Here is a 21,539-nt window from a genome sequence, read left to right on the forward strand (position 1 = left end):
CGGTTTGCGTGGTTTACCTGGCGTTCTCATTTTTCCAGCTCGCTAATAATCAATGGCGCGATAGTGTAGATATCACCGGCTCCCATCGTCATAATAAGATCTCCGGAACCAGCATTGGCAACAATCATCCGAACCACATCGCTCTTATCTGGCACAAACTGAGCTTTAGCAGAATGGGCGGTGATAACGTCAGCCTGTGAACCATCCTCAGGAACCTCACGAGCAGCATATACCGAAGTCACGATAACGTCGTCGGCAATATCCAATGCCTGCGCAAATTCTGCCGCAAAATTTCGTGTACGCGAATACAAGTGCGGCTGGAAAACTACTTTTACTCGCCCAGAGGTAACCGACTTCGCCGTCTGTAACGTGGCCGCGACTTCGGTCGGGTGATGCGCGTAATCATCAATAACCCGAATCCCACGTACTTCCCCAGCGAGCTCAAAACGACGGCCAGTTCCGTAAAAATGCTTTAACGCCTCCGCTATTTGTTGCCCATCAAATCCAAGATCACAACAAACTAGCCAAGCACCTACAGCGTTGAGCACCATATGTTCGCCAGGCACAGCTAGTTCGATCGTCGTCTGTTGATCTGCTCGGTTCACAACGGCTCGTCCGCCAGCCAAACCTGAATGAAGGTCCCGGATCAAAGTGTGGTCCCCCTCGTGGGGCTTCGTCCCATACGTTGCCACCCTAATACCGAGTTCGAGTGCCCGACGAGCAAGATCAGCAGCACCGGGATCATCAGTACAACACACCAGTAACCCACCAGGAACTATTCGCTGTGCAAAGTCCACAAAAGCCTGCGCGAACGCTGCCGAGGTTCCATAGTGATCCAAATGATCCGGTTCAACATTAGTTACTAACGCGACCCGCGGCTGGTAGTTCAAGAAAGATCCATCGGATTCGTCAGCTTCGGCAACTATCACAGGTCCCGATCCTAAGTATCCCCCAGGCTCTCCGCCAGCAAGGTGCCCGCCAATCGCGCGTGACGGATCTGCGCCTAGCTCAGTCAGCGCAACCGAAATCATAGCTGAGGTAGACGTTTTCCCATGTGCTCCCGCCACTGCAATAAAATCGCGAGAACCGGCAGCAAATGCGAGTGCTTCTGAACGGTGCCAAATTGATTGATGGCGTTCGACCGCAACTTCAAGCTCCGGATTAGATGGCTTGACTGCAGTGGACCGCACAACGATGGCATCGTGTGGCACATGTTTGCGATCATGTCCCACAAAGGTAGTGACCCCCATCGCTTGCAAATCATCAAGTACTGCCGAACTTTGACGATCACTACCGCTCACGTCGTGGCCTTCAGAACGTAACAATCGAGCTACCACGTTCATACCGGCTCCGCCAATACCAATAAGATGGAACTTCATTACGCCTCCACAATTTCAGCAGCAAATTGAGCAAGTTTTGATGCTGCATCTGACGGCGCAACAGATCGAGCAGCCACACTCATTTTCTCTCGCTGAGAACTATCGAGAAGAGCAGGAAGATGCTCAAGTACCCACTGTGGCGTGAAATCTTGGTTGTCAACCAGAACTGCACCGCCAGCAGCCACCACATCATGAGCGTTGCGGGCTTGTTCCCCGTTACCGATCGGAAGTGGAACAAAAACGGTCGGGATCCCTAGTGTTGAGGCTTCCGACACCATACCTGCTCCAGCCCTCGCCACGAGAATGTCGGCGATGGCATATGCGTCTTCCATCGTGGTTAAGTAATCTAGGACAACGTAACCGGAGTGATCGCCGACGACGGATCGCACGTCGTCGTCTTTACCTTTACCCGTGATGTGTAATATCTGTGCGTCTAGCTGGGGCCCAGCTACGCTCATTGTTTCATTCAAGCGAACGGCGCCCAAGGATCCACCTGAAACGACGACGATCGGCTTAGCTGGATCTAGTCCAAAACGTTGTGCAACCTCGGCACGTCGCCGCTGCAAGCTGGCCTCATCTGCAGTTGCCAATTCGGCAATTTTCGGCCGCAACGGCAAGCCTACGGTAACTGTTACGCCCTTCGTCGCAACCAGCGGAGTAGACGGGAATGTCAGCCCGACGAGATTCGCTGAACGTGCTCCCAGCTTGTTTGCCAACCCCGGAATCGCATTAGCTTCGTGGACAATAAACGGCACGCCCTCTTTGAGAGCAGCCCGGTACATAGGTGAGGATGCATAGCCGCCAAAACCAACAACGCAGGTGGCTTGCGTCTCCACCAAGATTTCCCGAGCTTGTTTCACTGCTAAGCGGAACCGAGCGGGAAACCGGATAGCATCACGATTCAGACGCCGTGGAAACGGAACTTTTTCGATAAGTCGTAAATCAAACCCAGCTGATGGGACCAACTCATTCTCTAATCCACCGGCAGTTCCTACCGCAGTAATGCGAGCATCTGGTACCAACCGTTGCATAGCCTGCGCAGTAGCAATTAAAGGATTGACGTGTCCAGCAGTCCCGCCGCCACATAACACAATACTAAGTTTCATCTTTTCCTCCGAATAAGAGCTCGCGCATGCCGGACTAAACCACGACGTGCCGTAAAACTTTCCCGAACACCTGGTACATCCAAAGCTGTCGCTGCCACTACCCCAAGCATCCACACAGTTGCCATCATGGATGATCCACCCATAGAGACGAACGGCAATGGAATTCCGAATACTGGAAGCAAACCAGTAACAACCCACATATTTGCGAATGCTTGCCCACATAGCCATAAAGCCGCACCCACAGCAAGTAGTTGAGCATAACGGTCATGATGGTTCATAGCTATCCGCAACAATGCCCATCCCAGTGCTAAGAACAATAAAATAATGGTGAATGCACCGATCATCCCAAGCTCTTCACCGATAACGGCAAAAATAAAATCAGTATGGGCTTCCGCAAGATCGCGCCATTTTTCTTTCCCTGCGCCTAAACCGGCACCGGTTACCCCGCCAGATCCAAAGGCAAATAGGGCGTAGTCTGACTGCGTCGGAGTGATCTGGTCTGGGAGTGTCAACAAGTTAGTAATGTAATCCCCCACACGGTAAAGGCGTGAAGGTCGTATCACAACAAGAATCGTAGCCAAAAAAACGAATCCATAACCTGGCCGAATGAGCTGTCTGCCGCGCAACCCGGCGAGCCAAATCATACCTCCACCGATAAGAACAAAGATCAATCCTGTTCCGACGTCTCCGCCAAGAACAACCACACCAGTAGCTAGCAAAAAGCCGATGGTCGGAATAACAATTGTCTTTGATGTTTGGATTTCCGGAACGGTCAGGCGTGCAAGCATCATTGCCAGCCAGATGATCATGGCGAGTTTCAAAAACTCCGATGGCTGCAGCGCGAAGCCTCCTAGCCGAAGCCAGTTATTATTTCCAGCAACCCCTTCGCCCCCCTGTAGTAAGACTAGAGTCTGTAGAACGACACCTAGCATAAGGGGAACTATAGCCACTCGTTGCAGAATTTTGTATGGGACAGCGGTAAGCAGAGCCGCCCCAATAATGCCGATGACTGCATAGATAGACTGGCGAAGTGCCACTGCGAAAAGCGGGGTCGAAGGATCACGCGAAACTGCGGAGATCGATGACGGGGCAGTCGCCGAGAACACCATAAATACACCGATAGTCATCAGCATGAGTGCCGATGCAGCCATTAATAGTAAGGATTGAAGAATGACATTGCGACGTGCCAGCTCCGTTGGTGAGAGTGTGTCTACTGGCTCGTAATGATTCATTATTCCTCCTCGCCAGCTACCACCAATTCACGAACTTCTTGAGCAAACCTATTGCCTCGATCAGCGTAACTGGTGAACTGATCTTGGGATGCGCACGCCGGAGCTAACAAAACTGTTTGACCGGGACGGGCTAGGCTATGTGCATGAGCGACGGCTTCATGCATTGGCTCATTACTTGTTGTATCAATAAATATTACTGGAATACTGAGATTATCTAATGCGGCACGCCATGGTTCTTGATCGGTTCCGATCACAATAACGCCAGCCAAACGATCCGACACTCGTTCGACGAGTTCCTCGAACCGGGCACCCTTTGCCAATCCGCCGGCAATCCAAATTGTACTTGCCGGCTTTTGCACGAGTAAAGACGCTTGCGCCGCATGTGTATTCGTAGCTTTCGAATCGTCGATATATGCTACTTTGGCGTGCTGAGTAACAAGTTCGATACGATGTGCGTCCGGATGGAAGCGACGCAAGCCTTCTCGAATAGCCGACGGCGAGGTGCCGACTGAACGTGCTAAGGTAGCCGCCATCATTGCATCTTTTACGATGTGGACCGGAAGATCGTATCCTTGCGGAGCTAAATGCGTGACGTCAGCAATTGTAAATAATTCTATTGCCTGAACTTGACGTCGATTACCAAACGCCCGATCGACGATGATGTCATCAACAATGCCGATTTCTCCGATATTTGGCACTCCCAACGACACTCCGATAGCGCGAGCTCCTTCAATAACATCAGCATTATCGACCATTATGCGCACATCTGCATCGTGAAGGGGGAATACACATGCTTGGTGAGTACGCTCGTAGATCGATGCCTTTGCAGCAACATATTCGTCCCGATTCTCATGCCATTCGAGGTGATCGTCCGCAACGTTTAGCACCACTGAAGCAGTTGGTTCCATCGAGTAGGTGGCGGCTAGCTGGAACGATGACAGCTCAAACGCAAATGCGTTGGGAGCTTCGCTTGAAGTATCACTAACAGCAGTCACTGCAGGCGTCCCAACATTTCCCACTGCCAGCGCCCGTAGACCAGCACTATTGAGTATGGTTTCGAGCATTGTTACCGTTGTGGTTTTGCCGTTCGTGCCAGTGATACAAAGCCACGGAGCATACTGACCGTTTTCATCACAGGCTCGCAGGTGCCAAGCAAGCTCGATTTCTGACCAGACTGGAATTCCAGCTTGGCGCAAGCGACGCCACTCGACTCCTGTTTGGCGAAATCCTGGGGAAATGATAACAATGTCGGGGTTCCATTGCAGAACCGCTTCAATGAGGCGCTCAGGATCTGCACAGCTTTCACACACATCGAGCGCAGAAGGGTCAAGTGCCTCAAGGGCCTGTGCTCGTGCATCCCACGCACCTAGTAAGGCATCAGTGTGTTGATGTAGCGCTTGAATCGATGCCCGTCCCGATACGCCTATACCGACGACAGCGATTCGTTGCCCGTCAAATTTACTCGCGCCTGGAATCGAAAGAGTCACTGTTGTGCCAGCCATTCTGCATAAAACAAAAACATTCCGGTGGAAATAAATAAACCCTGAATGAGCCAGAACCGTACCACGATTGTGACTTCTTTCCAGCCCTTAAGCTCGAAATGGTGATGTAACGGAGCCATTCGGAATACTCGTCGACCAGTCAGTTTAAACATACCGATCTGAATAACGTCAGAAAAAACGATGATAACAAAAAGCCCACCAAGCAAAACGGCCAGGATCTCAGTACGGGTTAAAATCGAAACTCCCGCAAATGCGCCGCCTAAAGCCAATGACCCAGTATCTCCCATAAAGATCGCAGCTGGCGACGTATTATGCCACAAGAAACCGAAACATGCACCGACAATAGCAGCGCATATAATAGCAATCTCACGCGGATCCCGAACATCATAGCATCCCGAAGTTGCAGCTACGAGTGATTCACATGTCTGGTAGTACTGCCAGATTCCTACCACTGTATAGGCCCCAAATGCGAGCATTGAAGCACCCGCAGCAAGACCATCTAATCCATCTGTCAGATTAACGGCATTAGACCAAGCACTGATGAGAAAGTTAGCCCAGACAGTGAAGAGGATGAGACCTGCCACCGGCCCCCAGACACCAAAGTTAATTGGCAGATCACGTACTAGCGAGACAGCAGTTGATCCCGGAGTTCGGTTCATATCGTTATGAAATTGCAAGGACAGAACCGAAAACGCGATTCCAACTGTTCCCAGCCCGATCATCTTTGCACGCGGAGTTAGCCCCAGCGAGCGTTCCTTGCTGACTTTAATAAAGTCATCTAGGAATCCAACCAGACCCATGCCTATCATCAGTCCTAGGAGTAAAAACCCTGAAACTTGCGGTACTCGTTGCATCACAATATTTGCAACTGCCCAGCCAATAACGGTGGCTCCAATAATGACGACTCCACCCATGGTCGGGGTGCCACGCTTGACAAGATGAGTCGTTGGGCCGTCTTCTCGAATGAACTGACCGTAGGATCGGCGTTCTAGCACTCTGATGAAAAGTGGCGTGCCGAGCAACGAAACAACTAGTGCTGTACCAAGTGCAATAAGAATCGCGAGCATTTAGCGTTCTTTCTCCTTTAGCGCATCTGCGAGCTGCCACACCCCAGAACCATTTGAACCTTTTAGTAAAACGACATCGCCGTTACAGACTAGCCTATCAAGCAAAAGCCGAGCTTCGCTTATATCTGCGACTCGGTGTACCTCAACACCATCATTCTGAGCTGCAAGTGCCATCGTTTCCACGCCGTCGCCTAGCGCAATAAGTTTATCTATTCCTAAATCAGCAACCGTATGCCCGATGGATTCATGCTCCGAAGCGGACGCTTCGCCAAGTTCCAGCATCTGCCCTAGAACAGCGATAGTCCGCTGGCCTTGACCGATATGAGCGAGAGCCTGGAGTCCTGCTCGCATCGAATCAGGATTCGCATTGTACGAATCGTCAATAATTCTTACACCTGCCGATTCCCAGACATCCATCCGATGCGGACTATCTGCGCGTGCTTGCGATAGCCGCGTGGCGCAATCAGCGACCGTTGCTCCAAGCTCAATGGCTACGGTTGCGGCAGCAAGTGCATTAGCAACATGATGAGTTCCTACCAGATTCAAGGCTACTTGTGCCGCCTCGCCTGCGTGATGCAGAGTGAACGTTGCTTTGCCGGTAGGATCAGTTGCAATATTGGATGCCCAAACGCCCTCGCGATATTGACCCGACACCGAAAAGAAAACCACTTTTCCGGGGGCCAGTCTAGCCATCGCTCGTACTCGTTCGTCGTCATAATTTAAGACGACAACTCCGTCACTACGCGTTCCAGTTACCAATTCTGATTTGGCCTTGGCAACGTTTTCGATACCACCAAATTCACCAAGATGAGCGCGAGCAACGGCTAAAACTACCGAAATGTCTGGAGCGGCAATGCCCGTGAGGTAGTCCAAGTTACCAATATGGTCAGCGCCCATCTCGAGCACTAAAGTAGCGGTGTCTTCATGAGCACGTAGTACTGTTAGCGGAAGGCCAAGTTCATTATTAAATGAGCCTGGTGGGGCAATTATTGGTCCGCGCCACCTAAGGAGATCAGCAAGAAGGTCTTTAGTGGTGGTTTTACCAACCGATCCAGTTACACCGATAACCTTAAAATTGGGTTGACTAGATTTCCGCACGGCTTGTTCTTGGTCATGCGCGATTTTTCCTAAAGCAAGAATTGGATCTGCTACAGTAATGATCCGATCTGCAGGAGCCCCACTAGCTTCTGCAGCTGCCCGATCTGCAGTTAACACTCCGGTAGCACCAGCTGTTAGTGCAACAGCAGCAAAGCGATTTCCATCAACACGTTCGCCAGCGATTGCAACAAACAACTCACCACCAGTGATTTGGCGATTATCAGTCGCAACTGCACTAACTGGCAATGCCGCAGATTCAGCTGACGATGGAAAATTGCCATCGACGACGTTCGCAATCTGTTCGAGAGTCGTCTTGATCATTCTTGAGCCTTTCGTGTGGCGAGTGCAGCGCGGGCAACGTCACGATCGTCAAGCTCAATTAGCGTCCCATTCATATCTTGGAGACGTTCGTGGCCTCGTCCGGCAATAAGTATAGTATCGTCCGGCTGCGCTTCCTGAATGGTTTGCTTAATTGCCTCAGTTCGATCAGCAATTTCACTCCAGTTGGTTTGTCCCGGAATTCCAGCAATTAATTCAGCTCTAATAGCAGCTGGGTCTTCGGAATGCGGATCGTCATCTGTGATAACTAAAACATCAGCACGGGTAGCAACAGCGTTAGCCATCGCTGGTCTTTTCTCTTTGTCTCGGTCTCCTGCGGATCCAGTTATAACAACCAAACGCCCCTGGGTTTCTGGCTTTAATGCGGTGATTGCTTGAACAAGAGCATCCTCATTATGGGCAAAATCCACGACGACGCGCGGGCGTTGTCCCACTAGTTCCATTCTCCCTGGAACCGTCGGACTGACGCCATTGTGCCCAGTAAGTGCGTTCGCAATATCATCGAGCGCATAGCCAGCTTTAGCAACCATCGCTATTGCGAGAGCCGCGTTGCTAATATTGAAAGCTCCTGGCATTGCAGTGTACGTGGTTATTTCTTCGCCGCGGGGATTTGTTACTGTAAATAAGTGGTCTGCATGGGCGTGTACCGACCACGCCCCAGGCACGCGAGTCTCCGTATAGAATTGATCCATTCGGTCAGCTTCACGTTCCGCGAGTATTTGTCCCCATTGCGTGTCTGCTATGACCACTCCAGACTGTGCATGCTCGTTATCAAATAGCTGGGCTTTCGCTTCGAAATAATCAGCTAACGTCTTGTGATAATCAAGATGATCCTGACTAAGATTGGTGAACCCAGCTACAGAGAATCGAATTGGGTTGATCCGGCCTTGGGAAAGCGCGTGAGATGATGCCTCCATGACGAGACTAGTTCCGCCTTCCTCAACCAACGCTGCCAACATTGCTTGTAAATCGGCTGGCTGTGGAGTTGTCAATTGCGCCGGGATTTCTGTGCCTGCGATACGGATCGCAACGGTTCCAATCAAGCCAGTTGTTTCGCCTAACGCCTGCAAAATATGGTCAATCATAAATGCTGTGGTCGTTTTGCCGTTCGTTCCGGTAATGGCGTAGGTAGTTAGCTGCCGTGCTGGATACCCATATATTGCAGCGGCAATCTCGCCAACTTTTTTGGCGATATCTGGGACGACGACGATTGGGATATCGGCTTCTACCAGATCTGCACCTATTTCATCTGTAGCAACTGCAACAGCTCCAGCACTAACAGCAGCATCAGCAAAACATGCACCGTGGTTGTGAACTCCGGGAACTCCGATAAAAAGATCTCCGGGTTTTACTGCACGGTTGTCCGTTGTAACACCGGTGACAGCAAGGCTAGCCGTGGCTAGGTCCGAGCATTCTGGAATAGCCTCCCCTAGAGGGCAGGGTTTGACGTTTTTTGGCCGAATCATGGTATCTCACTTTGTCTCCACGGATAGGTCACCAGTGGCTCTTGCGATGGCGCAACGCCCATCGACCGCATGGCAAACTTTCCAATGTCTCCAAAAACCGGCGCCGCAGTCGTTGCTCCATATCCAGCTCCAGCAGCGTTGTATATAACTACTGCGACTGCCAGTTGCGGTTTTTCAGCAGGAATTAGTCCGACGAAGGTTCCAACTCGCTTTGTCAAGTTTCCGTTTTCGTCGGGAACCTCTGCAGTACCAGTTTTTCCAGCAACATTGTATCCCGGAACCGACGCAAGTCGTCCAGTAGAATCTGGTCGTGTAACGCCTTGTAAAATAGTATTGGCTGTTTTCGCAGTGTCAGCTGATACTACTTGTTCTGAAGCTCCGATAACAGTTGGCTCGAAATTACCTTTTTTGTCATAGATACCGTCCACAATATGGAGCGGGATTTTCACTCCATCATTTCCGATGATCGATATCATCTGCCCCAACTGTAGCGTTGACGCAGCCCACGCCTGGCCAATCATCGTCGTATAGTGAGTTCGGTTATCCCAGCTCTCATAAGGGTTGAGAATACCAGTCGCTTCACCAGGAAGCTCTACACCAGTTTTTTGGCCAATTCCAAATTTGCGTAGCATGCTGTAGCGGTATGAATCGTCGACTCGGTCTCCCATTTGAACCAAACCAGTGTTATATGATTTACCGATGATTCCGGCTACGGTCATTGTGTCAGTAGCATGGTGATCATTGTCCGAAATAACCTGCCCGTTTGGCATTTGCAGGTGATCAGGAACTAGGAACGTATCTGTTGGAGTGATGACACCTTTATCGAGTGCCGCGGAAAGAGTAATCACTTTTCCCGTTGAACCAGGTTCCACAATTGCCTGTACAGCACGTGAATTCCAGTCTTCCGGGTTAACCTTTTCCAAATTGGATGGATCGGGCGCAGATGAATCTCCTAGCGCCAAGATACGCCCAGTGCCAATTTCAATAACTACTGCCGATCCCCATTCAGCATGGTTTTTCTGCACTGCAGAATCTAGTGCTTCTTGTGTGGCCAGCTGCAGATCTCGATCGATTGTCAGTTTTACGGTTCCGCCATCGACTGCAGGTACTTCTTTTCGAGCCCCCTGCGGGAAAACAGTTCCTGCAGGTCCGACTTCGACCGAGAGTTCCCCATTTTTACCTGCCAACAGTTTGTCATATGTGGACTCAATTCCGGCTCGCCCAGCTAGAGTGTTATCTTCGGCAGTAACTCCGGTATATCCCAGAATATTTCCTGCTACATTCCCGTTTGGATACGAGCGTTGCATATACCGCTCAGGATATATGCCGTGGATATCCAGCTTGCTAATAGCGCGCCATTTATCCGGCGAAACATCCCGTTTAACGAGCTCCCACTGGTTCTTTTCCGCTCCTCCCAAAAACAGACCAGCGAGTTCAGCTTCGTCTATCTCTAGCAGTGGCGCGACCTTTTTTGCTGCTGCAGCAGCTCCCGCGCCGATCAAGTTGTCTTCATCGTCATACTCTCGGTAATTAGCTATCTCAACCTGGTTGACACGAACGTTATAGCGTTCAATCGACGTCGCTAAGATTGCTCCATGCACGTCAACGATGTCGCCACGTTTAGCTTCTAATGAGATAGCTTGGCTACGTAACTCACGTGCTGTTTTTGATAGTTGTGGACCGCTGATCACTTGTAAGTAAAACAACCTTACCGCTAACACAGCAGCTACAATTACAACAATAAAGATAGTCTTTGACAATTTTTTGTTTGTCAGTTTTCGTGCTGCAATGCCACCGCCAACGCCACGCCCCATGCCGTCTTTGAGGACATCAGCTAGCCAGTGCAGTACAGAAAACGATTCGAACTCACGTCGATCCGCCATGTTTCACTCCCCTCGAGGTACTATTTGGCACCTTGGGGTTGTCCAATAATGGCTCCTGTTTCTGCATCAATATAGAACATTGATTTTGCTGGAACCATACCAATCAGTTGAGCTGACTGACGTAATTTCGACGGCGAAGACACTTCAATAACTTCACTTGTCAACGTTGATACCCGGGCCGCAGCTTCATTACGTTCAATCGAAAGATCTTTTAGCTCATACGCGCCAGCTACCATCAGCGTATTGAGGTAAAAAGCTGTAGCAAGTGCACCGAAAAAGAGAACCGCACATACGACGACGGTTCCAACGAACCCACGAGCAGCCGCTGGAGTAGGAACAACCCGTAGTCCCGGTGCCTCAATAATCGGACGGGACGACGGCGCAAAATTAAGCTTACGTGCTTGTGTTGAGGCGCTCATAAGGTACTTCCTTGACGACGATAGGGCTGGGCAATGTGGGCTGGTGTTGCGCGTAATCGTTCAACAGCGCGCAATCGGACTGATGCGGAACGCGGATTGGTTTCCTGCTCGGCTCGATCGGCTTTCTGTGCACCGCGAGTTAGTGCTTTAAGATATGGCGCATGATCTGCTAGTTCCATTGGTAGCCCCGGCGGTGAGGTGGATTTTAATCCCACGCTGAATGCTTCTTTGACAATGCGATCTTCTAGCGATTGATACGCTTCAACAGCTATTCGTCCACCAACTCGTAGCGACTCAATCGCGCGCGGGACTGCAGCTTCAAGCACGTCTAGTTCGTTATTCACCGCAATCCGCAATGCTTGGAACGTTCGTTTAGATGGGTTGCCACCTTTGCGCCGTGCTGGAGCAGGAATTGTTTCTCGTACTAAATCAGCTAGTTCGCTAGTGCGTTCTAACGGAGCTGTTTCACGACGTCGGATTATCGCACGCGCAATGTTTGGAGCAAATTTTTCTTCGCCGTATATCCGCAAAATACGTGCCAATTCACTATGCGACGCAGTTGCCAAAAGCTGTGCTGCGGTTATTCCACAGCTGGTATCCATACGCATATCTAGTGGCGCATCATGCGCGTAGGAAAAACCGCGTTCGGTCTCATCCAGCTGGAGTGACGACACTCCAAGGTCCATCAAAATTGCATCAACTTTTCCGTCGTGTCCATATGTTTGCGCAACTTTATCGACGTCGTCATACGTGGTGTGAACGGGAATAAACCGTGTACCAAATGGTGCAAGCCGGTTACTGGCAAGTTCAATGGCTTGTTCGTCACGGTCAATACCGATAACAGTCAACTGAGGAAACGCTCGAAGGAACGCTTCACTATGACCGCCCATTCCTAACGTGCAGTCAATGAGGCAGGACTCTGCCTGCAACGCAGGACTCAAAATATCCACGATCGGTTTGAGCAGCACTGGGACATGCAGTGCATTGTTATCTGCGGTTGATGGCATAGCACATCCCTTCTTTCTTTCCACTCAATGCGCTCTACTGGTCCCCCGCCAACCACCTGAAATTGGGGAATTATCTCAGGGGGTTGGAAGAAGGCCACTAGAACGCGCTAGAAAATGCCTGGAATCAGTTCATCTTCACGATCTGCGAATTCGTCTTCACTCGTTGTCAAGAAGGTCTCCCATGCAGAAGCATCCCAAATCTCTACGTGATCACCCGAACCGATAACCGCAAGCTCACGATCAAGTCCGGCGTACGTGCGTAACGCAGCTGGAAGCGTGATGCGCCCTTGTTTGTCAGGAACCTGGTCGTTCGCGCCCGATAAGAAAACACGCGTATATGTGCGTGCCTCTTTAGATGTCATCGGAGCTTGACGGAGCCGATCCAAAATGTTTTCGAACTCCGCAAATGGGAACACATAAAGACAGTGTTCTTGACCTCGGGTGACAACTAAACCGTTTGCTAGTTGATCACGAAATTTGGCGGGCAGGATCAGACGTCCCTTGTCATCTAGCCGAGGCTCGTACGTGCCAAGAAACATCATTCACCCCCATCCTCACAACGTTGCCTCCACTTTACCCCAAAACCCACCACTTTTGTTGACCAAACATGCATTAGTTTTCAAAAAATACTGATAAATCAACAATAACTAGAGTGGAGTGAATATTGATACACTTTAACGTAATGTCCGGTATAGAGGCATTGACTTAAGAAGATCGTGTAAACCTAGACTCGTCTTTTTCCTACAGTGGAGGGAAGTGGAGACCAACTGTCGCCGTCACAATAAAATAAGGCTGAAGCTTGAAGCTTCAGCCTTAAGTTATGAAGTTATGTTTTAGCGGATCAGAGTTACATTCTGCCTTCATCGCGCCGCTTATCGAACGCCGCCTTTTGGCGTTCCATAAAACTTTGTGCACGCTTTACCGACGGCGTAGACACACCGTCCGCAGAGATAGTCACCTTCGACATTCCTTGCGCGATGTACATCAGTCCCAACCAGACAACAACTGCACCCACAACGCCAACAACAATGAGTTCAGTAGCTACACCAACGGCAACAATTCCCAAACCACTCACTGCGGCGATCAGTCCTAAAACTAGATGACGCGCAGACATAGCCATTCGTGTTTGTTGTGGGTCTTCAGGCGCTAGCGACTCTGCCAACTTCGGATCTTCACCTTTGAGTTGGGCTTCAAGCTGTTCTAGCATGTTACGCTCATAATCCGACAGAGCCATAGATGGTTCCCTTCTATTTACGTTATATCTTCACAATACCCGAAGAACTGCTCAGGTCAAGATGTGAGCGGATCAGAATGGCCGTTTTCGAGTAACGACGCCTGGTTGAGTACTTGATTTCCGTACTTTTGCCTTACTAAATCCATTGCTTCTTCTGCTCGCGAACGCCTGCCGTCGTCGTCAAGTGCTAACTGCACCCCATCATCCGGACGCGAAAGCTGACCACCACGCACACCCAGCAATCGAATCCCTAAACTCTGCGCTACCAGATTCATAAATAGTCCCCGCGCCGCCTCATAGATCTCAGCACCGGTATGAGTGGGAGCACCCAAAGTAACCGAGCGAGTCAACGTTGAAAAATCTGCATATCGCACTTTAATGGAAACTGTTCGGGCAAAAACATTGTGAGCGCGAAGCCGACGAGCAACATCATGCGATTGATAAAGCAACACCCGCAACGCCTCATTAGTGTCGAAAAGCGATTCGAAAAAAGTTTGCTCACGAGAAATCGACTTCTCTTCGTGCTCTGGGACTACAGCCCGATCGTCACGGCCCATCGCAAGCTGGTACAGATGCTGTCCTTGTGCTTGACCAACAATTGAAATCAACCGCTGCTGGCCTACCGTAGCGATATCAGCTACGTTGATAACCCCTTTACGAGCCAATAGCTCGCGGGTCTTCTCCCCCACACCCCATAAGGCTCCTACGGGTAAGGTATGTAGAAAGTCGAGAGTTCGGTCATGTGGCACTAACAGCAATCCATCCGGCTTTGCGTGGGCTGAAGCAACTTTGGCAACATGCTTAGTGGACGCAATACCAATCGAAGCCACAACTCCTTCGGAGGATCTAACATAACGCCGAATAGCCTGCCCGATTTCTACCGGTGACCCAAAGAGTTTGCGGGCTCCCGAAACATCCAAGAAAGCTTCATCAACTGACAGCTGTTCCACCAATGGTGTTATCGTACGCAAGTACGCCATTATCCGGCTAGAAATAGCGGCATACTGATCATGATGGGCTGGCAAAATAACTAATTGGGGACACCGGCGCTTAGCTTGTGTCACTGACATTGCAGAGTTGACACCATATCGACGAGCTTCATAAGAAGCAGCTGAAATAACACCTCGTTCTTGTCCCCCAACGGCTACCGGCCGACCTATTAATTCTGGCCGATTAAGGAGCTCTGCCGAGACATAAAAAGCGTCCATATCCATATGTAGAATTGGAGTTGCCGAATCGTCGTTACCCCAAAATCGACGTGCCGATTCGGAACGCGGTGCCCGAGACATGAACTCCTCCTTGGAACGATAGTTACCATTAGCGTAGCGTGGGACCGATCGTTATGCTAAAGAAATGGCACGCAGAACCCTAGTTGAAACTATCGACACGTCAATGTCTAAGCTTCGCATCGAAACTAGAGACCAGCTACGGACACTCTTCATCGATGAGGCTGAATCTAGCGCGATCGATTTATCTGACCCTACGTACATAGAGTTCGAATATATGCAACACATTCGAGCGGCAGTCGATACAACGTTTCCTCCAGCCACTGCGCTACGCATTCTTCATTTAGGCGGAGCCGGGTGCGCGTTGGCACGATGTTTCAACGCCGAACGTCCGCATTCACGTCAGCTGGCAATCGAAATTGATCCAGAGTTAGCTACGCTCTCACGATCTTATTTTGATTTACCTGCTTCACCCGCTCTCCGGGTACGTGCTCAAGACGCACGCGTGACCTTGGACACCAATTCGGGATCCTGGCACGTGATTGTGCGTGATACATTCGCCAACGGCAAAGTTCCCGCTCACCTAACTACTCGAGAAGCCTACGCCCGCGCCGCCCAGCTTCTACAACCCGTAGGCATCTACTGCGTTAACATCGCTGGTGAACGAGGCCTAGGGCCCTTATATCGGGAAGTTCAGGCAGCCAATACTGAGTTTCCACACTTGTGCGCCATCGCAGATCCAGCAATATTCAAAAATCGGCGTTCCGGGAACATCATCTTGTTAGCTTCACACAAAGAGCTCAATATTTCCCATATTGATCGCGCGCTACGAATGCTAGCTATGCCAGCTCGGCTCATTTCTGGAGAACTTCTGGTCCGTCAAGCAAGTGGTGAACGAGCCGTCACCGATGCCGATATCGGTTGGCCGGCCCCTTAGTCTTCTTGCTTTCGATTGAACAGCTGTGCAATCGAATTCTTCAAATGGGTACGAAAATCTTGCGACTGGGGATCCTTAGCCTTAGTCTTCGCAGGCGCATCTTGAACGGGAACAATGCCTTCCAACGGATTCGAGTTCTGCATTGCCAAGAATTTTTCAACTGCGGCACCGATTTCCTCCGATGTTGGCAACGGACCTGCTTCATCATGCGGCTTCACAAACGCTTGGTCAGACGAATCATATTCTTCTTCGAACTGGGACACCATCGCCGCGAATTGTTCATCTTGCTGAATGATGCCAGCAAGCTCAGCAACCTGGTGGTCTTCGTGTTGTTCTAGATCGCCTAACGGCACGGTTGGCCCACCCAGAGTGGCTAGTTGCCGCACTACCGCGAGCGCTCCAGAGAAGAACGGCATATCAGATCGAGACATATATAACGGGACACGAACTCTAATATTGATTGCCTTGTATCCACTCTGACCCAGTTGATATTCAAGATAATCTGCTAGTGAGGCAGGATGACTCACATGCCCTTTGACAACTGCCGGATTTTCAACTTCCGTCGTCGTTCTAATAAGCATATCTGCCGGACGAGTGTGCGGAATCGGCGCAGGCATTCCGTGAATCGAAAAAATCCGTTTGACCCCAAATTTCTGGACTATTTCGAGAACATCTTCAGCCAGCCGAGGCCAGTGGAAATCAGGCTCGGTACCATGCAGAAACAGGAATGTCTGACCATTAACATCAGTCACTAGATCAAGTGATATCCCTGGTTCTGCGCTAGACGTTAAATGCCCGTCCTCATAAGTAACAATTGGTCGCTGTGCACGATAGTCATAAAGAGGATCTGCGTCGAAAGAGCAAACCTCGACAGAGTCAAGCAAATCAATGCACGCATGCACTGCCTGACTAATTGCTCCAGGATCGACGAGATGATCGACCAACCCGATCACTAGGGTTGGAACAGTAAGCTCCCCCATACTCTCTGGGTACATCACATAATTCGGCATCAGTACTCCTCTTCATTCTTCTCCTCCTACCTTAAATCATGTTGCCCGCCAGTGTCTGTATCGAATAATGAGAAGTTAACTTCGCGTCGCTGAAACTCGATCGTTTTCATAGTGCATTCTGGCGCAAAATAGGGAATAATTATGTGACTTGATTTTATCGGAGGGGCCCAGTGACAAATCAAACCACACAGAATAAAGCTATTGCAGAAGAACAACATTTTGTCTCCCAAGCTTATGATGCGCTCGACGCTCAGGTGGATTATTACGATGCACAGCTAACGAGAATTCGCGCCCAAGGCGGCGGCGGAACTCCGGGGCAGGTCTCCGAACGTGATTCGTTCGCAAGCCACTACGAAGATAATCTTACTCGGTTACGGAACGTCGAAAATCGTCTGGTTTTAGGTCGCTTGGATACCAACGACGGACAAATATATCACATTGGTCGCGCCACCTTGCGTAATGCCGACGACGACATCATCCTTGTCGACTGGCGTGCCCCGCAGTCCGAACCTTTTTACCAAGCAACAGCTGCCCATCCAGGAAATATTCGCCGACGTCGGCATATTCAAAGCCGGTTGCGTGACGTCATTGGAGTTGAAGACGAACTGCTTACTGATTCCGATGCCGGCTCGGCCGATCTCAACCTCACCGGAGAAGGTGCCTTGTTTGCGGCTATGAGCAAAGCACGCGATGGCCACATGGGCGATATCGTGGCAACTATCCAAACAGAACAAGATCGCATTATTCGTTCTGATGTTAACGGTATTCTCGTTGTCCAAGGCGGACCTGGTACTGGAAAAACAGCCGTCGCTCTGCATCGGGCCGCTTATTTGCTCTACACCTATCGTGAACGCCTTGCTCACTCCGGCGTTCTCGTTATCGGTCCTTCACCTATTTTCTTGCGCTATATCGATCAGGTTTTGCCAGCCTTAGGCGAATCCAACGTCGTATCGACGACGGTTGACGATCTCCTGCCTCAGGTCCGAGCTACAGTTCAGGAGGATCCGGAAATTGCGAAGCTCAAGGGAGACATCCGTTGGGTAGAAATCGCCGAACGAGCGATCCGTTTAATCGTAGAGAAGCCTCGACTAGACACTGCGACGATCACTATCAACGGCAAGAAGCTCAGACTAACTCCGCGTATGGTCGAAACTGCACAACGCCGGGCGCGACGCACTGCTAAACCGCACAACCAAGCTCGTGATACATATGCCAAGTACCTTATTGAGCAATTAGCACAGCAGTTAGCCGATTCACTCGATGTCAACCTCGAGCATAATGACTTTCTTTACGGCGATATTATTGAATCGATCGATGCCCGCCGAGAGATCAATCTACATTGGCTTCCGACGTCAGCTCCTACGCTCCTCGCACGTATTTATCATTTCCCTGAGCTTCTGGAACGTATTGCCCCCGAGCTCAGCGAAGAGCAGCGCACCATGCTTCGCCGCGATCGCTCCCACGGTTTTACTCGCGCAGACATTCCGATTTTGGACGAATTAGCAGAACATTTAGGCGAATTTTCCTCCAGCGCTCAAATTGCTGAAGAACAAGCTGTGGAAAATCAACGACGTCGCCATGACGCTTATGTTTCAGACACGATGAAAGCAATGGGCTTAGGCGGCGGAATTATTCAGGCTCAAGACGTTGCCGATCGTTTGTACGGCGACACCTCGGCAGATACTCTAGCCGAACGTGCAGCTGCCGATAGAACATGGACGTATGGCCACGTCGTCGTCGATGAGGCCCAAGAACTGTCTGACATGCAGTGGCGAATGATTATGCGACGCAACCCGTCACGTTCCATGACTATCGTCGGGGACGTTGATCAGCGTCCTCAAGGTGCACCAAGTGGCGGGTGGAAACAGGCGTTGGGAGCGCTCGGAGAATTTACCCGGATCGATGAGCTCACCATGTCCTACCGCACTCCGTCATCTTTACTGGAGCGTGCCACTGACATGATGGCTTATATTGGTCACCCAGTTCGCCCCGTTCAGGCAGTGCGGGATCTCCCCGATACCTACGCGGCCGACGTCGTAGACACATCGCAGTTACAGTCCGCATTGGCACACCGAGTCACAGCCGAATCAGAATTACTCGATCAACAATACGGGCAGAACCATGGAACATTGGCGATAATCGCACCAACGGCTCTCCTAGCTGAAACTCAGCAGGCTATATTCAGCAACGAGAGCCTAGCCCAGTGGAGTATCGACAAAACAGGTGCCGATGTAGCACAACGCATTCATGTGTTGAGTGCTCGTGAGTCCAAAGGCCTCGAATTCGATACGGTAATCGTCGTCAATCCATTGGATATTGCAGGAGAAGGGCCTGGCGATCTCTACGTTGCCATGACAAGGGCAACTCGACGGCTTGCGGTTGTCTCCCACGATGATCTCCCGAACACGTTGAAATAACACGCCCAAATTTCAGCTTCCCACATAACTTACGGTCTGGTAGGTTTACAATTGTAACTACCACGTTATCCACTCGGACTTCTGAAGGAGATCGGATATGAATAATATGCAACGTGCTCATCAGCACTACCCTGCAGGGGTCAGCCCCACTGTCGAGATCCCAGACATTACCGTGGAGCGTTTGCTCGTCGATGCCGTCGCAGATTTCCCTAAGCGAGTCGCTATTGACTTTTTAGGACGTGAGTGGACCTATGAGGATATAGCTCACGATGTAGAACGCTCTATCACTGTGCTGAAAATGTGCGGAGTCCGCGAAGGCGATGTCGTATCCCTGATGCTACCTAACTGTCCACAGCATTTCGCAGCATTTTATGCGGTCATCGCGTTGGGTGCTACGGTTGCTGAGCTGAACCCACTAGCTCCGATTGCCCAGTTGAATGCACAGCTGGACCTAGTTGGTTCCACCGTTGTTATCGCGTGGGAACAAACAATCGAAAAACTGTTGCGCGATGGAGATTTCCATGATCGCACCTATTTATCAGTCAATCTTGTGAAGGCATTGCCAACAAAATCCCAGCTCCTACTCAAACTACCGATTAAGGCAGCTCGCGAACAGCGAGCGAAGCTTCGCGGCAAAGTGCCATCAGGAGTGCATTCGTGGGATAACCAAGTCAAGTATGCAGACCCATCAAATATTTCCCAGGCTTCCAACGTCTCTCCAGATGCCATCGCAGTTCTGCTACAAACTGGCGGAACAACTGGCACTCCTAAAGCGGTCAAACTGTCCCACCGCAATATTGTTGCAAACGCGAAGCAAAACGAAGAGTGGCTAGTCACTTTTACCCGCGGTCGCGAAACAGTTGGTGCTGTGCTGCCGTTCTTCCATGCTTTCGGGCTTCAGCTTTCGTTGAGTGTGTGTGTTAATTCTGCAGCTACTATCGTCATGACGCCTTCGTTCGACGTCGACATTCTGCTCGCGGGCCATTCACGTCATCCGATTACATTTTTTGCAGGCGTTCCGCCAATGTATAAACGTATTCTTGACGCACTGGACGCAGGGAAGAAAGCCGATCTGTCTACGATTCGGTATTGTGTCTCTGGTGCTATGGCTCTAGATCCTGCTCTAGCAACACGTTGGGAAAAAGCGACGGGCGGGTATCTTATCGAAGGCTACGGCATGAGCGAAGCATCACCTGTTATTGCCGCTTCTCCAATATCTCCCACGCGTCGTCCTTCAACTCTCGGCATTCCATTCCCATCCACAGAGATTAAAATTGTAGATCCCGAAGATCCTACCCGTGAGATCACCGAAGAAAATGAGGTAGGAGAAATTTGCGCACGTGGGCCACAGATTTTCCAAGGTTATTTAGGCAATGACGAAGAAACAGCGCATGCTTTCCTAGACGGCGGCTGGCTACGCACAGGAGATCTGGGACGGTGGGACGATGGGTTCATCGTGATGGCTGACCGCCGTAAAGAGATGATCATCAATGGCGGATTCAATGTGTACCCTTCGCAGGTTGAAGATGCAGTACGGCAGATGCCAGGTGTTGTAGATGTCGCAGTAGTAGGTATGCCAACGGATTCTCTGTCCGAATCAGTTGTTGCTGCTCTGGTACTTGAGCCAGGCTCAAAAGTAGATCTCGAAGCAGTGCGGCAGTGGACAGAGGATAAGCTGTCACATTATGCCATGCCGAAATCGATTGCTATTTTGGACGAACTTCCGCGTTCGCAAATCGGGAAGGTAATGCGTCGTGCGGTTCGTGAGAAGCTTGCATCATTTGAGCTTAATTCGGGACAGTGGCGAGAGAAGCTATCAGACGCATCAGCATCAGCATCATCGTTGGTTGACGAGTACTGGTCCAGTATCCGCGAGAAAGCCCAGGCGTCCAAAGAGGATTGGAAAGATTGGACAGAGCAGAATTCAGATAAGTTCGATATGGTCCGAGCCAAGTTCACGGAGCTGGTACAAAATACCTCTGACAAAACGAAGCTCAAAGCAGAACTCGACTCGACTGCACGTCAAACAGGATTATCACTGGAGAATTTCACCGCGTGGTTGTCACAATATCGCCAAGGTCTGTTTAACGCTAAGGACGGCAATCCCGGGAAAACATCGGCTGAACGTGACGGTCACTCAGGCAACAAGGTAGATCCAGAACAACACAATGATTAACTATCATTAGACCTCCTATGAAAATGTGGGTGTAGCGATAA

The 21,539-nt window shown here is 50.5% G+C and carries 17 protein-coding genes; 3 read left to right on the forward strand and 14 right to left on the reverse strand.

Annotated elements, in window-relative coordinates; translation table 11 throughout:
- Positions 1–26: 26 nt before the first annotated feature.
- The 13 genes from murC to dinB form a co-directional block, all read right to left on the reverse strand.
- Positions 27–1,379, reverse strand: coding sequence for a UDP-N-acetylmuramate--L-alanine ligase (gene murC, locus BLT51_RS07845; protein ID WP_091281915.1), 1,353 nt, complete (start codon positions 1,377–1,379; stop codon positions 27–29).
- Positions 1,379–2,485: a UDP-N-acetylglucosamine--N-acetylmuramyl-(pentapeptide) pyrophosphoryl-undecaprenol N-acetylglucosamine transferase gene (locus tag BLT51_RS07850; RefSeq protein WP_091281918.1), complete on the reverse strand. Its 1,107-nt coding sequence runs from the start codon at positions 2,483–2,485 to the stop codon at positions 1,379–1,381. Before BLT51_RS07850 ends, murC begins: the two co-directional genes overlap by 1 nt.
- The gene (locus BLT51_RS07855; protein ID WP_091281921.1) at positions 2,482–3,717 is read right to left on the reverse strand and encodes an FtsW/RodA/SpoVE family cell cycle protein; all 1,236 of its coding nucleotides are present in this window, start codon (positions 3,715–3,717) and stop codon (positions 2,482–2,484) included. Before BLT51_RS07855 ends, BLT51_RS07850 begins: the two co-directional genes overlap by 4 nt.
- Entirely contained in the window at positions 3,717–5,219 is a 1,503-nt protein-coding gene (gene murD / locus BLT51_RS07860) for a UDP-N-acetylmuramoyl-L-alanine--D-glutamate ligase (protein ID WP_091281924.1), read from the reverse strand. The genes BLT51_RS07855 and murD overlap by 1 nt, the downstream gene beginning before the upstream one ends.
- Positions 5,201–6,286 (reverse strand): phospho-N-acetylmuramoyl-pentapeptide-transferase, encoded by a 1,086-nt coding sequence (mraY, locus tag BLT51_RS07865; RefSeq protein WP_091281927.1) that lies wholly within the window; start codon positions 6,284–6,286, stop codon positions 5,201–5,203. Before mraY ends, murD begins: the two co-directional genes overlap by 19 nt.
- Positions 6,287–7,705, reverse strand: a complete 1,419-nt coding sequence (locus BLT51_RS07870; RefSeq protein ID WP_091281930.1) for a UDP-N-acetylmuramoyl-tripeptide--D-alanyl-D-alanine ligase — start codon at positions 7,703–7,705, stop codon at positions 6,287–6,289.
- Positions 7,702–9,189, reverse strand: a complete 1,488-nt coding sequence (locus tag BLT51_RS07875; protein WP_091281932.1) for a UDP-N-acetylmuramoyl-L-alanyl-D-glutamate--2,6-diaminopimelate ligase — start codon at positions 9,187–9,189, stop codon at positions 7,702–7,704. The genes BLT51_RS07870 and BLT51_RS07875 overlap by 4 nt, the downstream gene beginning before the upstream one ends.
- The gene (locus BLT51_RS07880) at positions 9,186–11,072 is read right to left on the reverse strand and encodes a peptidoglycan D,D-transpeptidase FtsI family protein (protein ID WP_091281934.1); all 1,887 of its coding nucleotides are present in this window, start codon (positions 11,070–11,072) and stop codon (positions 9,186–9,188) included. The genes BLT51_RS07875 and BLT51_RS07880 overlap by 4 nt, the downstream gene beginning before the upstream one ends.
- Before the next feature lie 20 nt (positions 11,073–11,092).
- A complete protein-coding gene (locus BLT51_RS07885) occupies positions 11,093–11,491 on the reverse strand; it encodes a hypothetical protein (protein WP_091281936.1) in 399 nt (132 codons plus the stop codon).
- Positions 11,488–12,498: a 16S rRNA (cytosine(1402)-N(4))-methyltransferase RsmH gene (gene rsmH / locus BLT51_RS07890; RefSeq protein WP_091281938.1), complete on the reverse strand. Its 1,011-nt coding sequence runs from the start codon at positions 12,496–12,498 to the stop codon at positions 11,488–11,490. Before rsmH ends, BLT51_RS07885 begins: the two co-directional genes overlap by 4 nt.
- A gap of 107 nt (positions 12,499–12,605) precedes the next feature.
- Positions 12,606–13,037, reverse strand: coding sequence for a division/cell wall cluster transcriptional repressor MraZ (mraZ, locus tag BLT51_RS07895; RefSeq protein ID WP_091282699.1), 432 nt, complete (start codon positions 13,035–13,037; stop codon positions 12,606–12,608).
- Positions 13,038–13,345: 308 nt separating this feature from the next.
- Positions 13,346–13,732, reverse strand: coding sequence for a DUF3040 domain-containing protein (locus BLT51_RS07900; protein WP_091281941.1), 387 nt, complete (start codon positions 13,730–13,732; stop codon positions 13,346–13,348).
- A gap of 56 nt (positions 13,733–13,788) precedes the next feature.
- Entirely contained in the window at positions 13,789–15,021 is a 1,233-nt protein-coding gene (gene dinB / locus BLT51_RS07905) for a DNA polymerase IV (protein WP_091281942.1), read from the reverse strand.
- A gap of 64 nt (positions 15,022–15,085) precedes the next feature.
- Between dinB and BLT51_RS07910 the strand changes: the two genes are divergently transcribed.
- Positions 15,086–15,895: a spermidine synthase gene (locus BLT51_RS07910; RefSeq protein WP_091281945.1), complete on the forward strand. Its 810-nt coding sequence runs from the start codon at positions 15,086–15,088 to the stop codon at positions 15,893–15,895.
- Here the strand turns inward: BLT51_RS07910 and BLT51_RS07915 are convergent.
- Entirely contained in the window at positions 15,892–16,905 is a 1,014-nt protein-coding gene (locus BLT51_RS07915) for a PAC2 family protein (protein WP_091281949.1), read from the reverse strand. The two genes, BLT51_RS07910 and BLT51_RS07915, sit on opposite strands and share 4 nt — an antisense overlap.
- A 170-nt stretch (positions 16,906–17,075) precedes the next feature.
- Between BLT51_RS07915 and BLT51_RS07920 the strand changes: the two genes are divergently transcribed.
- On the forward strand, positions 17,076–19,322 hold the full coding sequence (locus BLT51_RS07920; RefSeq protein WP_091281950.1) for a HelD family protein: 2,247 nt from the start codon (positions 17,076–17,078) through the stop codon (positions 19,320–19,322).
- A gap of 97 nt (positions 19,323–19,419) precedes the next feature.
- Positions 19,420–21,498 (forward strand): AMP-binding protein, encoded by a 2,079-nt coding sequence (locus BLT51_RS07925; RefSeq protein ID WP_091281953.1) that lies wholly within the window; start codon positions 19,420–19,422, stop codon positions 21,496–21,498.
- Positions 21,499–21,539 lie beyond the last annotated feature (41 nt).

The organism is Arcanobacterium phocae (assembly GCF_900105865.1).
Lineage (GTDB): Bacteria > Actinomycetota > Actinomycetes > Actinomycetales > Actinomycetaceae > Arcanobacterium > Arcanobacterium phocae.